10 protein-coding genes and 2 CRISPR repeat arrays are annotated in these 13,913 nt (G+C 50.3%); all 10 genes read right to left on the bottom strand.

All coding sequences use genetic code 11. The features are described 5' to 3' along the window. Positions 1-8: 8 nt before the first annotated feature. Positions 9-332: direct repeats of the CRISPR family, unit length 35 nt; unit sequence GTTTTCGTCCCCATGTTTGGGGATTCTTTTTTCAC. Positions 333-491: 159 nt separating this feature from the next. Then, positions 492-1,841: a CRISPR-associated protein Csm6 gene (locus QZQ29_RS06205; RefSeq protein WP_296961215.1), complete on the bottom strand. Its 1,350-nt coding sequence runs from the start codon at positions 1,839-1,841 to the stop codon at positions 492-494. Then, on the bottom strand, positions 1,842-2,603 hold the full coding sequence (gene cas6 / locus QZQ29_RS06210) for a CRISPR system precrRNA processing endoribonuclease RAMP protein Cas6 (protein WP_296961219.1): 762 nt from the start codon (positions 2,601-2,603) through the stop codon (positions 1,842-1,844). Then, entirely contained in the window at positions 2,588-3,757 is a 1,170-nt protein-coding gene (gene csm5, locus QZQ29_RS06215; RefSeq protein WP_296961222.1) for a type III-A CRISPR-associated RAMP protein Csm5, read from the bottom strand. Before csm5 ends, cas6 begins: the two co-directional genes overlap by 16 nt. Beyond that, the gene (gene csm4 / locus QZQ29_RS06220; RefSeq protein ID WP_296961225.1) at positions 3,754-4,755 is read right to left on the bottom strand and encodes a type III-A CRISPR-associated RAMP protein Csm4; all 1,002 of its coding nucleotides are present in this window, start codon (positions 4,753-4,755) and stop codon (positions 3,754-3,756) included. The genes csm5 and csm4 overlap by 4 nt, the downstream gene beginning before the upstream one ends. Beyond that, complete coding sequence (csm3, locus tag QZQ29_RS06225; RefSeq protein ID WP_296961227.1) at positions 4,752-5,447, bottom strand: type III-A CRISPR-associated RAMP protein Csm3; 696 nt, start codon at positions 5,445-5,447, stop codon at positions 4,752-4,754. Before csm3 ends, csm4 begins: the two co-directional genes overlap by 4 nt. 2 nt (positions 5,448-5,449) lie before the next feature. Continuing rightward, positions 5,450-5,866 (bottom strand): type III-A CRISPR-associated protein Csm2, encoded by a 417-nt coding sequence (gene csm2, locus QZQ29_RS06230; RefSeq protein WP_296961229.1) that lies wholly within the window; start codon positions 5,864-5,866, stop codon positions 5,450-5,452. Between the two features lie 9 nt (positions 5,867-5,875). After that, positions 5,876-8,380, bottom strand: coding sequence for a type III-A CRISPR-associated protein Cas10/Csm1 (gene cas10, locus QZQ29_RS06235; RefSeq protein WP_296961231.1), 2,505 nt, complete (start codon positions 8,378-8,380; stop codon positions 5,876-5,878). Positions 8,381-8,493: 113 nt separating this feature from the next. Further along, a CRISPR array of direct repeats spans positions 8,494-9,111; the repeat unit is 35 nt; unit sequence GTTTTCGTCCCCATGTGTGGGGATTCTTTTTTCAC. Positions 9,112-9,323: 212 nt separating this feature from the next. Further along, positions 9,324-9,716, bottom strand: coding sequence for a (deoxy)nucleoside triphosphate pyrophosphohydrolase (locus QZQ29_RS06240; RefSeq protein ID WP_296961232.1), 393 nt, complete (start codon positions 9,714-9,716; stop codon positions 9,324-9,326). Continuing rightward, the gene (locus QZQ29_RS06245; protein ID WP_296961235.1) at positions 9,713-9,958 is read right to left on the bottom strand and encodes a DUF1653 domain-containing protein; all 246 of its coding nucleotides are present in this window, start codon (positions 9,956-9,958) and stop codon (positions 9,713-9,715) included. Before QZQ29_RS06245 ends, QZQ29_RS06240 begins: the two co-directional genes overlap by 4 nt. A 480-nt stretch (positions 9,959-10,438) precedes the next feature. Next, positions 10,439-13,615 (bottom strand): DEAD/DEAH box helicase, encoded by a 3,177-nt coding sequence (locus QZQ29_RS06250; protein ID WP_296961237.1) that lies wholly within the window; start codon positions 13,613-13,615, stop codon positions 10,439-10,441. Positions 13,616-13,913 lie beyond the last annotated feature (298 nt).

Here is a 13,913-nt window from a genome sequence, read left to right on the forward strand (position 1 = left end):
AAAGACGTGTTTTCGTCCCCATGTTTGGGGATTCTTTTTTCACTCCGCACTTTCCATGTACGAAAATGGATACAGAATTCCAAAGTTTTCGTCCCCATGTATGGGGATTCTTTTTTCACCCGCAATCGTTAAAATCAATATTCTTACGAAAATGAGTGTTTTCGTCCCCATGTTTGGGGATTCTTTTTTCACTCCCGAGGGAAAGAGTTAAAAGGAGGAAACCAAAATGGTTTTCGTCCCCATGTTTGGGGATTCTTTTTTCACTATCATGGAAATTATTAAGGAAATCAACAGATTGTTTTCGTCCCCATGTTTGGGGATTCTTTTTTCACAGCAGGCCTGGGAAGCCCCACCGTATGGGTTCTCTATTGCCCTTTTGCGGCGGGGATTTCCAATTGATTTGGATTCTCATATTTTTCTCCTGTCAGCCTTCTGTTTTCTTAGATTCCATGCCTATCGGCGGGGATTTTCATTGTTGGAGTTGTCTCTGTCTATTCACTCTGGCGGAGGCTCTCTATGATTTTATCATTCAGGCTGTCGTAGGTCCATGGAATATCTCTTCCTGTAATCAGCCGGGCCGCTTCATGAAGGAGCGTGATAATATCCTTAGCCCGCAGGCCACCGGGGATTCCGGGGGATTTGTCCCAGCTTTCTGCTGTAGCTTTCTGTATGGATTCATCATCCAGATTTGTAATTTCATGGGCCACCAGATTTCTGGTTCTCTCTTCCACCACCCGAAGGCAGGTGAAGATGTGGGTAATCCTTTCGTGTCTGCTGTTTCCTTTCAAATCATTGTTTTGCAGATATTCGCAAATGTGGACGATGGTGCTGAAATATAAAGGACCATCACGGAAGGTGTTTCCCAGCTGTGTTTCCAAGTAAGCAAGAAGTTTGGGATATTGACGATTCAGCAGGTACCTTTTGACATAGTACTTCACATTTCTTCTTTTTTCGCAGCAGTCATCCAGATGGAAGCAGGTCAGCTTTTCCATGTATTTGATTCCCAGTTCCACCAGCACCGGTGACAGCTTCACCGCGAATTCCGGGTACTGCCTTTTCCTTTCACGGAGCTCCATGACCTGGAAATATTCAGAAAAATCATCGGGACTGGCAATGAGAGGCTTTCCTCTGTATTGGGAAATGACTTTATTGGCCTGGCGCCAAAGGAGGTCCCTCCGGTACATGGCGTGCTGGAGAAGCCTTTTCGTATCACCGGAAAAGAGGGTGGGATTCAGCCTGACCAGTTCATAGGCACCGGCGTATTCATAGTTTCTTACAAGGGACTCTATCTGCATGGATATCCCATGCCGTTTCAAAAGGAGCAGAGGCGGCTCATCGCAGCGGTTGGGCGCCCCTTCCTCATTGTCTTCATTGCAGTCCAGCATTTCCACCAGTTCTTCGCTGGTTCGGCAGGGATGGTTTCCGCGGTTTGAACTTTTCTCCGGACTGTGCACCTGGATGGCCTTTGCCTTCGGATAGTCCAGCGCCAGAAGAGCCATAACCGTTTTTATCTGGGGCGTGCCGGAGCTCACATTGAGAAGCCATTCTGCCCCTGGATTTTCCTCATAGGCTTTGGCAAAGTCTGCCTGCATTACCGTAAGGCTTTCATAGCGCTGGGGCTCTGTGATACCGCTTTTGATACAGGAAATAGATGTATGGGGCGATACGGAGCGGATACCCTTGGTATAGCAGGCCATGTCCTCTTCCTTTTTTTCCATATCCGCCGTCAGGAAAAGGATGACCCTGTCCACGTCATAATGTCTCAGGATATGGAGGATGGCTCCATCGTGATAGCCTCTCACCGGATCCGTATCGCCGGCCGGGGTAAAAAGGATACGCAATTATTTCACCTCTCTGTAAAAGGAAACTTCTGTCTCTGTGCCGCCCATGCCAAGGGCCGTTTTCATGCCTGTCCCCGCATAGGAGGCAAAGTCTGCCAGCACGGCAGTCAAGCGGGCGGCCATGTCATTTTGAAAGAAGCCGTAGGATACATCACCACGGAACGCCCGGATTCTTCTTCCCTCCAGGGAAAAAGGGTGCATGTGGAGATGGTAGTCCACCACCTGCATTTCCCCGTCCAGCTGGTCCGCAGTGCGGTCAGAATCGATGAGGGAGCTGTCGGTATAGGTATTCCATTTGCTTACCAGATTTTTCAATATGAGGTAGGGAAAAGGAAATATGGCATAGCCTCCCTGTGTCTTGCAGGAAGTGGATGTCAGGAAGCGAAGATGGATATGGTGGATTTTCTCATGGTTCAGCACATATCTGGTCTCTATGTCGCTGAAAGTTTCCTGCTTGATGATGCGGAAATGAGAAAGTCCTATGTCATAGTCCCTCTGCTTTAAATGGTAGTGATTTTTGCTCAGCAGCGGATAAATCAGACGTTCAAAGGCTCTATCGGTGATAGTCTGTATGCGCCAAACCGGCTTTCCTTCTGCCACCGTCACATACTGGCTGTAGGGCCGCACCTGCTGGGTATGCATTTCCTCCGCCCAGGAAGAATCGGTTCTTTCCATCAGGAGTCCCTGCAGAAGAGAACCCATGGACTGATTCAGCTTTTCCCCCTCCGGAAGGTTCAGTTCAAATTCTACCTGTCTAAGCATAGCGCTTCCTCCCCTTCCAGATAGCAGAGCCCCATGAGGTAGTTCACCCCATCCACCTCCGCCAGCTTCAGGGCATGCGGTGAAATTTCCTTATCCCCCTCATGATGGCCTCTCTTGAAAATATTTTCCATAAGTTTTCTTACCACGTACACCGCATCCTCTTTATTCGGTGCCAGAGCATACACAAGGGTTTTGGAAATATATCCGGCGCCTCCCCCCAGGACCAGGTCCGCATTCTTGGCGTTCTTAATATCATGAAGTTCTTCCTGCGCATAGGGTTCAAAGGGCTTCTTCAGGATTTCATACTGGAAATTGACAAATTCCTTGAGTATGTCCGTGAAATCATGAAAGTCATGAATGCCAAAATGCCCCATGGCTGACTTATCATCGTCAATACCAAGAGTAAATTCCAGTGTCGAATCGCCCTGGAGCGTTTCACGAAATAGTGACACCTCATGGGTGCGGGATGTATGAAGGCCCAGGTCTGTTTTCGGCACAACGCACAGCCCGCCATTTATCAGCTTGGCATCACTGACCGTGAGTCCTCGGAAATAGCTGTTTACCATGTTGGTTTTTCCGTTTTTATCCGGGGAAATGGCCGCCTTTCTTTCCAAAGCATCCATGGCACTGCCCATCCTCCGCTGGTTTCCAGCAGCTCTTTTGATATTTTCCCAGTCCTGCCGGTATGCGCCGCGATTTCTCAGGATATGATGAGCCAGAATGGCCGTACGGAAAGCCCCTTTTAAGGAGGAACCCGGAATGTAGGGATTTCCCATAGCATCCAGCACAAATCCGGCGATGTCACCGGGCACGTTATCCCGATTTCCCAGATAGGGCTCCGTGCGAAGGATAGCCCCTTCCTGTTTCATGGCATGAATAATGTTCCCTATACTGCCGTACTCCCTGCCAAGCCTGTCCTGATGAGATAAATAGCCAAAGAGATTCAGATGGACAGGATTGGCCAAAAGCGCATTGGAGAAATTATCCATAATTCCATGGCGGCCAAGGAATCGAATCCATCCTGATTCATCAAGAAAATGCACTTTTCCGGCCCTTTTATCATAAATGTATTCACTCTTTTTAAACTTTTCGCCGCTCCCCACAAAGACCGGCGACTGACACACCAGTGATACCTTCCAATAATACATGCTCATTTCGGCACCCCCAGATACAGTCCTTTCCCATAGCGGTACACCGGATGATTGACTGCCGACGTACTGACATCTGCCACCCGGCCATGGAGGCGGGTAGAAAAGCAGCTCCCCGAGGACAGCATATAGACTGATTTTGTTTTAGCAGGACTTTCCATGCCCGGCATCCAGGTAAAGCCACTCCGCTGCAGCCAGAGGCCGGCCCCCTGGGACGCTGCTTCCAACTCATTCTCCGCCGGAAGAAATACGGAAAGGACCATCTGGCAGTCTGCTTCCCTATCTTCCAGAAGTTCAGACAAGGTCGATTCGTCCTCATTATCACTGTCAGGGGAAAGAATAATCCCATCCTGTTCTTTCCTAAAAGTACCCATGCCACTGGATTTTCTGCCGCCGATTCCCGTCATGCCTGTAAGGCAAATGAGTGATTCCAGCCACTCCCAGTCAGACCGGTCCTCCAGGCGCACCAATACATAGAGTCCGGCTGAAGGAGCAAAGAAATAGGAGCCTGCCGAATATGGCGTCCTTGTCCTGCCATTGAAGTGAACTGCAGAAATGGCTTCTCCGAAAAGGGGCTCCTCCTCCAGAGATGCAGAGCCATAGCGCAAATCATCCACATAGAGCCCCAAATCCGCCGCCTTCAGAAATGCTCTCTTTTTACTCTTTTTTCGGAAGGATGACATGCTTCTTGCATTTTGCAGGGATTCCACCTTCACCTCCTTAGAAGGGATAGAAATGACCGGCTTTGGAACGTACCATTCATAGGTTCCGTCCCTCAGATACCAGGGGAGCAAATCAGAAAAAGCGATTTCATCATGGTTCACCTTTTGAACCAGTTTATCCAGCGTCTGTCCGCCCAGCCGGGCCGCTTCACTGCAGAGGGCACTGAAAAATGTATCCGCCCTGCACAGAGGCTGCACCGCATCCAGTCCTCCCCCGCCGGATGCATCGCCAAAATGGACAGGCGCCGTAAATTTCAGGGGAAGGATGATATAGGTACTCATAAGGAAGCACTTTCAAACCGGCTGGCCAGTTCTTTGTCCGGTTCCGCTTTACCCGTATGGGCATCCACCCTGGTCACGGAAAAATCGGAGAAAGCCACCCGTCCATAGCCCCGGGAGCCATGACCGCCCAGGTAGTCCAGCTGGAGCAGACGGAACCCATCCCGAAGTACTTCCATATCTTCACCGGATTCCTCTTTATTTTCCAGATTGTAAACAAGCTGGAAATCAAACTGCATCCCTGCCGGTACCCTTTCGATCTGCCTTGGATTGGCTACGCCGGTGGCCCGGTTGATGGTATTTTCAAATTTCACTTCTCCCAGGTAGGTGTCTGTATCCAGACCGGAGAACTGTTTCACCGATGTGTCTTTTACAAAGGAATCGGAAAACTGGAGGCGGGAGAAAAGAATATGGTTTTTCTGGGCAGAGCCGAAAAGGCGGAGCACCACTTCTTCATCATTATCCGGCGAAGAGCCTAAATGACCTCCATTCCTTGTCTTAGCCAGAAGGGTGCGCATTTTCCCTTTCACTGAACTCCCCGGAATAACGGGCTGTTTTGTGAGAGGATCCCGTACAAATATGCTGTCCACAGCACCAATGGGAGCATAATCACTGGAACCGCCGATGTGGAGACCCGTTTTCACGGTCAATACTGCACGAATAATCACCTTTTCCAAAAGCTGTGTCTGTTCCATGATTAGTCCTTCCCTCCGTAAAATTTATGAAATGCCACCAGTGCTTCCACGTAACGGGCAAAGTTTTCATAGCGTTCCAGGTTATTGCCGATGCTGTCGATTTCGGCAAATAAGCCCGACTTATCCGCAAAATCCTTCACCGGATTTGATTTATTCCGTCCGGCATCTGCCCTGCCAATCTGGTAGGCCAGCTTCACCTTCAGAAATTTGATTTCCATCTGCAGATCCTCCGGAATCGTACCGGAAGCGGATGATTTATTCCCGTTCTTGAACTGGTCTATCTTGCCGTTCACCCGGTTCACAGCTGTCAGGAATTTCCTGATCTGGGAGGTCGTCACCATTTTGGAGCCATTGTTTTTCTGCGCTTCTTCGCTTAATGCACGCATGACCTTGTCAGCCCGATCTACATAGTTATCCATAATTCCTCCTTATTTATCCCGCATGCGGTAAATCACAAGACGAAGTGCCGTTTCCAATTCTTTCCGGTCTTCCCCGGAGTTCCTGCCCCACTGGAAAAAGGCATAGCGGACTTCGCTGTAGCACTTTTTCTCCTCTTCGCTGCATTTCTTTCCTTTGCTGCTTTCCGGGTCCAGCCGGGCGATGGCATAGGCAAAATGGGCCAGATTGAAGGTCGGCTCCTTTAAGATGCTAAGCATTCGATAAAGAAGGGACTTACCGGCAGGAAGCATGCCGGGCTTTTTCTCTTCATCATTCACACCGGCCAGCAGGAAATGATTCAAAAGAAACTGCAGCTTTTCACCCCATACTCCATCTTCCAATTCCTTCCATCGGAAAACGGGCACATCCCCTGCCAGCTCATCCCTGCCAAAGAGGGCAATGCTGTCCTTGACGGTATCATTCCTTTTCTTTGCTTCATCCTCCATATCTCCGGTATCAGAAGCCATGCGTATCACCGGATAGGCAGGTGCAAAGAGACCAAGCCCCGCCGAGAAGGACAGCTGTCCATTGGTGTATGTCCGGAATGCTCTTCTAAGGTCTACTGCCAGCTCCAGCAAGTCATCCCACGCTCCCGCCAGGAAAATGTCATCGCCGCCGGAATAAACGATGTGAACAGAGCGGTTTCCTTTCTTTTCATGGAAAAGATAAAAGGGTGCCTGTCCCGCCGGCAATTCCTTCCTGCAGATATGGGAAATCATACCGGCAAAGAACATGGATAAACTGCGGGATAAGGAAGCGTAGCGGGAGAGAGTGCCATACCTGCCTGGAAGACCTGCCATAAATACAGCCCCCAGCCAGTCCACATCGGCCCGAAGGATGCCAAGGCGACGGATACCTTTTTCTTCATCTCCCCCGGACTTCTCAGCTAAATCCGCAAAATCAAGGATTTTCCCCTCCTCCCTTGCCGCATAGTCTCCTACCCATAGGCGGGTGGCAATGACTTCTGAAGTGGTGGAATCATTCTTACTGTAAATCCGCTCAATCGCCCCGTCCTTCATATATTCCTTACCTTCTGAAGGCGTCACTGCCTTCAGCCACTGGTCGTGAAAAGGAGCAGGGAGAAGAATACTGTCCGGTTCTTCCCGGTTCAATACCACAAAGAAAGTACTTTCTCCGTCGGGATTTCTATCAATTATCATTTTCCCCAGATAGTACATGCCGTTGCACTGCGGGCACACCTGGAGCTTTTCTTCATTGTCTCCTCTTTCCGCCATGTAATCGGAAAGGAGGGACTCTTTCAGGGAATGGTGGCACAGGCCGCATTCCTTCATTCCCCTATCCATATCGTTCAACGGACTGTCCTCTGCCGTCATGAGCCGTACCTGGTCCAAACTGTAACGGACCTGCTTTTTCTCCGCCACCTTCCTGTTCACCCTGCGGAACATAGAGTCTCCCTCCGCCGTTTCGCCCATGAGTTCCTCCGCACAAACCGGCACCCAGCCCGCCGCCAGATAGAGACTTGTGCCATACAGGAAAAGCAGCCTGTCATTCACCCTGCGGAAGGCATCCTCCAAAAGCTGCACCGTTTCTTCCGAATCATCGGCCAGCATGTAGAAATGGCCGCCGCCGGAATAAATGAGATTGGCCCGGAAAAGACCCAGGCGCTGCAGGATTTCATCAATTACATTTTCCAGCACCACCTGCAGATAGAAGGACCGCCCCCGAAGCATACGCATAGCCCCCTTGGTGGGCACGCGGTAAATGAATTTCTGGATACCGGAAAAATCGCCGGAAATAAAGAGCATATTTTTCTCCCGGCGATGTTCCTTCCCATGGGTAAAGCAGTAATCCCTGTAGTTACGGATGCCATGATTTTCAAAATACCGAAGTAGTGATGCAGCAATGGCCGCCGTCATTTTCAAATGGTCATAAAGGGAAATATCCGCCACCTGGCTCCTGTCGGTGCTGGAAGGGACAAAACTTACCGTATCTTCCAGAATGCGGAGCAGTTCATTGGGCTCCATGTCCTGTGGCGCTTTTCGCTGAAAATTAGCCTTCAAGTCATTCACAATGGTCCGGTATTTTCCCGGTGCAGCCACGGGCCTTGGACTTCTGACCGGATAATTGGGTTCTTCCCTGGCATCCAGCTCCTTTAAAGGGAAATAGGACTTGTCTTCCTTTTTCGTTCCTTCAAATACATTGAAAACATTCTCCAAAGATAAAGCAGGGTCAAAGGAAAAGGCTCCTCCCCCGTCCGCTTCTCTTCGGTCTGCACCGGCGGCAATATTATCCGCCTCATACACCAGGTAAGCCAGGTCATCATCCGCCAGACGGGCACCACTCAAATCCTTCCCGTGATGATACCGAACACAGCGCAGAATGGCCCTGCCTTCCTCTGTATCTTCACAAAAAGGGCGCAAAAAATCAGAGCCCAAAAGGGAATGGGACCTTTTCTCTCCCTCGGCTCTGTAGTTTATTTTTCCCACATCATGAAGCAAAGAAGCAATCGCAGCTGTCTTGATTCGATCAACCATTGTACCACCTCACAGCAATACTGATGAGTATATATGTATTAAACTGATTTAATTATAACATGGCAACATGAAGATAGCTACCATTGACTAAAAATTGGTAAAGGACAGGAAACCGTATCGTCCCCATGTGTGGGGATTCTTTTTTCACTCAAAAGTACGAAAAGACAGGGAGGAATCTCAGCTATAAGTTTTCGTCCCCATGCATGGGGATTCTTTTTTCACTGGGGGCCTACACCTATACACTACATAGATATTCTTTGAAGTTTTCGTCCCCATGTATGGGGATTCTTTTTTCACAAGACGCAGACAACAACCAACGAGAAAAGCCGCCCTAGTTTTCGTCCTCATGTTTGGGGATTCTTTTTTCACCGCACACAAAGGAATTCATTGAAGAACGTCTTGACGATTGTTTTCGTCCCCATGTGTGGGGATTCTTTTTTCACATGGGAGATTGAAAGAGGTATAAAAGAAAATGACAGAAGGTTTTCGTCCCCATGTGTGGGGATTCTTTTTTCACCACCCCTGCAGGAGCTTAGTCTCTACAAAGATGCACCAGTTTTCGTCCCCATGTGTGGGGATTCTTTTTTCACATGCATTTAATAAAGCAATGAAGGAAGAACAGTTGTTTTCGTCCCCATGTGTGGGGATTCTTTTTTCACTGGGCTAAATTTATCAAAGAAAATTACCATCCGGAAAGTTTTCGTCCCCATGTGTGGGGATTCTTTTTTCACAACAGGCCTGGGAGGCCCCATCGGATGAGCTCTCTATTGCCCTTTTGCGGCGGGGATTTCCAATTGATTAAGATTCTCATCATTTTCACCCTTTGACCTTCTGTTTTCTCAGGTTTCATGCCTATCGGCGGGGATTTTCTGAATATAGATTATCCGGACTGCAGGCAGGATGCTTTTCTATATTGTATCATTCTCTTCTTTTACGGTCTATATCAAAGAGAGTTCAGCCCCTTCACCCACTCCAGGGCTATCCTGTCCGCAGGAAGCCAGTCAATGGTGCCTAATTCTTCCCTTTCCACCCACCGGAAGGCAGAATGCTCCAGGATTGTGAGGGTGCCACCCACTACATGACAGAGGAAGCATTCCATGGTGAGGTGGAAATCGGGGTAGTCGTAATTGACGGTCCCCAGGAAATGGTCCACTGCGATATCCGCTGCCAGTTCTTCTTTGATTTCCCTCCGAAGGGCATCTTCCGGCGTTTCACCTTCTTTTATTTTGCCACCGGGGAATTCCCAGCGGCCTTTAAATTCTCCGTAGCCCCGGCAGGCGGTGAAGATTTGATTTCCTTCGGCAATCACTGCCGCCGCCACATGGATGGTTTTCATCGCTCTGTCACCGGACTTTTCTTTTCAAAACGGTAATGCTGTGTCACTTCCGGATATTTTTTATGGTCCACTTCGGACATGAACATGGCGAGGGGACGGGCGTAGATACCGTAGTCGCCGTAGAGTGCTTTATATACCACCAGTTTTTCCCGCGTTTCGGTGTGGGTGGCGATGGCCAGGATTTCATAGTCGTGGTTTTTGAAATGGTGCCAGATTTCTCCGGGCTTTGGATTGTTTCTCATGAGTGGGCTCCTTTGGGAAAATAGAGATTTGAGATTTGAGATTTGAGAATTGAGAATTGAGGTTTGACAGGGCGGCGGGAAGCAGTAGTGTCAATTACCCGCTTTCCCGCCGAGCGGTATTTACCAGCTTATAAGTCACTAACGTCATGTACCGAGATTCTTCACTGCGTTCAGAATGACGCGACCGGTGGGAAGGGCTACGCTATAAGAAATGCCATGAAGCATTCTTTGCGTAGTGCAGGGAGATTTCTCGGCTCCCTTTCACTGGCTTCATGGAAAGAGGGATTCATAGCGGCTTGTGCCTCCGCTCGAAATGACAAGGGCGGCGGGTGGCTGCAGCGTCATGCAGACGCTCTTCCCGCTGACTGGTAGTTACAGGCTTAGGAGTCATTAACAGCATGTACCGAGATTCTTCACTGCGTTCAGAATGACACGCAGAGCGGGAAGAATGGCTTTGCGATATCCCTATTTACTATTTCCTCACAAGACTCCGGCGCTGTCGGTCTTGGTGATGTACTTAGCGGGGATGGGGTGGTCCAGGTGGTAGATGATGGTGATGGGCTGGGAGCCTTCCCATCTCATGAGGTGGGCGGGGCCCAGGAAGGTGTAGGACATGGAGGATTTGTAGGCGTCCTGTTTGGCGCTGCGGACGAAGAGGAGGACGATGGAGCCGTTTTCCCGCTGGTGGATGTAGCGCTGGCCGGTTTTGGATTCCGGGGTGGTGGTGCTCTGGCTCTGCCAGTGGAAGGTGGATTTGTCCATGGAGTAGTCTTCGTAGAGGGTGGTGTCGGAGAATTCTTTTTCCGACTTATTGAGGGTTACAAGGAATACGTCGGTAGGCGTATTGACTACGTCGCTGTTTTCCGGGTTCAGGTATTTCACGCCTTCACGAATGCTTCCGGGCTTGGCGAATCCCAGGGCGGCGAAGATCTGGTCTCTGCTGTAGTTGCAGTAGACTTCCAGGGGCGTAACATAGGGAAGGCTGGCCGTTTCGGGGATAATATCGATGTAGTTGTACTGCCAGCGGAGCAGTTCTTTGATTTCCTTGGTCAGTTCCTTCTGCCCCTGAAAGCGGAGCACCGCTTCTTCCGGCGCGGTGCAGGTCCATTTGCCGCCTTCGGGATAGAGGGTGAGCTGCCACATACGGAGGTATTTTTTCTCTATTTCATTGAAATGGTCTTTCATGTGATCAAAGCAGTTTTCCATGAAGGAAATCCATTTCGGCGAATCCATGGAGAGCACCCGGGGCAGGCCTTTCCGGAGGACCTCTTCTTCTTCGGTTACCGGGAAATCGGGAATGAGTCCGGCATCTGCCAGGAGGCGGGCGTAGGTATGCTTTTCGTTATAAAAGGTGTGGGGATCAATGGCTGTAGCCTGGAAGAATTCTTCCAAGCTGGGAATGGCGCCGGAAGCGGCGGCCAGTTCCTTGACCATTTCCATGTAGAATTCATTTTTCCGAAGGCGGCTGTTAATGTTTTCCAGCACATGGCGGGCGGCGATTTCTTCCAGCTGGATGGAGCAGCCCTTGGGCACATGGGGAAAGCCTTCCTGGATTTCTTTTTTTATGACCACATGGCTTTTTCCCAGAAGAGAAGCATAGCGGGAGGCGAAGTCGTATTTCCTGTTGGCCTGGGCTACGAAATCAAGGACCGTGAGGCAGTCTTTCTCAGGGAAGAGGCGCAGGCCGCGGCCCAGCTGCTGGAGGAAAATGGTCATGGAGTTGGTGGGCCTAAGGAAGAGCACCGTATTCACCGCCGGAATGTCCACCCCTTCATTGAAGAGGTCCACTACGAAGATAATGGTGATTTCTCCGCTTTCCAGTTTCTGCTTTGCGTCATTTCTCACATTCTTCGGACTGTCTGCGTCCAGGGCCAGAGCTTTGATGCCCTGCTTGTTGAAATAGTCTGCCATGAAGTGGGCATGCTTTTTGGATACGCAGAAGCCCAGGGCCTTCACGTCACGAAGGTCCGCGGTGTACTGCTCCAGCGCCCGGCAGATAGCCCGGGCCCGCTGACTGGCCAGGGCGCCTTCACCGGTATACACATTTTCCAGTTCTTCGATATCGTAATGGCCGCCGGTCCATTTGATATTGGAAAGGCTTACCGGATCGTCCACGCCGAAGTAATGGAAAGGACAGAGAAGGCGCCGTTCAATAGCGTCGGGAAGCCTGATTTCCGCGGCAATGTGGCCGCCGAAGTAGGGCAGAATGCTTTTCCCGTCCATGCGCTCCGGCGTGGCGGTGAGGCCCAGGAGGATTTTCGGATGGAACCAGGTCAAAAGTTTTTGATATCCCCTGGCCGCTGCATGATGGAATTCGTCCACTATAATCATGTCATAGTAGTGGGGATCCATCTTTTCCCAGAATTTCCGACTGTTGAAAGTCTGGATGGACATGAAAAGGTGCTCACTATGGGAAGCATGGTAATCTCCCACCGCCAGCTCCCCGAAATTGGGATCCTTCATCACCTGCCGGAAGCAGGAAATGCTCTGTTTCAGGATTTCTTCACGATGGGCAATGAAAAGGAGACGGGCATTCCCATGGCGGCTCTGGTAGAAATTGCGATAGTCGAAGGCAGAAATGGCAGTTTTCCCTGTGCCCGTGGCAGCCACCACCAGATTATACCAGCGGTCCTTCCCCAGTCTTTCCGTGCGAAGGGCGTCCAGCACCGCCTGCTGGTAGGGATAGGGCTCAATGTCAAAGGAATATGTGGTATCGCTCCCCTCCTCCTTTCGTCCCCTTTCCCTGTCGATAGCACGACTCAGTTTGTCATAGTCAGAAGATACGAAGGGCTGGAATTCGTCGGAATGCCAGTAGGTATCAAAGGTGGCCTTCATCTTGGCAATGATTCCCGGCAGGTCCTGCTCCGTCACCTTCATATTCCACTCCATACCATCGGCGATGGCGGCGCGGGACAGATTGGAGGAACCTACGTAGGCCGTAGAAAATCCGCTGTCCCGGTAGAACATATAGGACTTCGCATGAAGCCTGGTTTCCTTTACATTATAGGAAATCCGCACCTCCGTATTCGGCAGCTCCGAAAGCACCTTCACCGCCTTGGGGTCAGTGGCGCCCATGTAGGTGGTGGTCACCACACGAAGATGGCCACCACCGGCAGTGAACCGGCGAAGGCAGGGCAGAATGAGAGACAGGCCGGAAAAACGGATAAAAGAAATCAGCATATCCATGCGGTCACAGGTCATGATTTCCCGGTTCAGCTCATGAATCATGGACACATCATTTCTGGAATTGGTAAAAAGGAAGGAATTCACCAGAGACGTGGCCGGCGCCTCCCATTTCCTCCGGGCAATCTTATTGGCCCGATGTTCCAGGGATTTCAGGATAAACTGCTCTGCCGTCACATCATGGCCGGCCCCCAGATCGGCAATACGGGAAGCCAGCCGGTCCACCAGCTCATTCGTCAGCGCCAGCTCATCATTCACGCAGTGGTCATGGTTTTCGTCAGCAATATCCTTCAGGCAGATTCGAATCAGCTTCTCCAGGTAAGTGGATAAATACCCCACCGCCTCCTGGGCATCCACATCCTCCCGGTCCGCCCATATTTCTTTATCCGCCAGCGCCTTCGCCAACTTCCGGTCAAAGCCCGTGGAAATGACCTTCTCGTATACTCCGTCCTTCAAATCAATGATGTCAGCCATAGGAACCCCCTTGTGATTACTACCTGTATTATACCAGGGCTCATGGAGAAATGATGAAATATGTTTTCTTGTCTTCTATTACACAAAAAAGGCATGACAATCTATGTCATGCCACGCAAAAAACAGAAAAGCCTACCAGGGGAGTATCGGGGCAGCATCGGCTTAATGGCAGAGTCTGGTTTTATAAGAACTTTCAGCCCCTACTGCGTCCCAGGGTTCCTTAAATAGCTCGCTATTCTCGTCACCCTGCTCCTTGTAGGGGCTGAAAGTTCAAGAATAAAATCAGACAGCCATCAAG

Source organism: uncultured Dialister sp., assembly GCF_900538805.1.
In the GTDB taxonomy this organism is placed as follows: domain Bacteria; phylum Bacillota; class Negativicutes; order Veillonellales; family Dialisteraceae; genus Dialister.

Coding starts and splice junctions, on each gene's coding strand:
- cas6 (WP_296961219.1), bottom strand. CDS start 2,603: ATGCTTAGACAGGTAGAATTTGAACTGAACCTTCCGGAGGGGGAAAAG.
- csm5 (WP_296961222.1), bottom strand. CDS start 3,757: ATGAGCATGTATTATTGGAAGGTATCACTGGTGTGTCAGTCGCCGGTC.
- csm4 (WP_296961225.1), bottom strand. CDS start 4,755: ATGAGTACCTATATCATCCTTCCCCTGAAATTTACGGCGCCTGTCCAT.
- csm3 (WP_296961227.1), bottom strand. CDS start 5,447: ATGGAACAGACACAGCTTTTGGAAAAGGTGATTATTCGTGCAGTATTG.
- csm2 (WP_296961229.1), bottom strand. CDS start 5,866: ATGGATAACTATGTAGATCGGGCTGACAAGGTCATGCGTGCATTAAGC.
- cas10 (WP_296961231.1), bottom strand. CDS start 8,380: ATGGTTGATCGAATCAAGACAGCTGCGATTGCTTCTTTGCTTCATGAT.
- QZQ29_RS06240 (WP_296961232.1), bottom strand. CDS start 9,716: ATGAAAACCATCCATGTGGCGGCGGCAGTGATTGCCGAAGGAAATCAA.
- QZQ29_RS06245 (WP_296961235.1), bottom strand. CDS start 9,958: ATGAGAAACAATCCAAAGCCCGGAGAAATCTGGCACCATTTCAAAAAC.
- QZQ29_RS06250 (WP_296961237.1), bottom strand. CDS start 13,615: ATGGCTGACATCATTGATTTGAAGGACGGAGTATACGAGAAGGTCATT.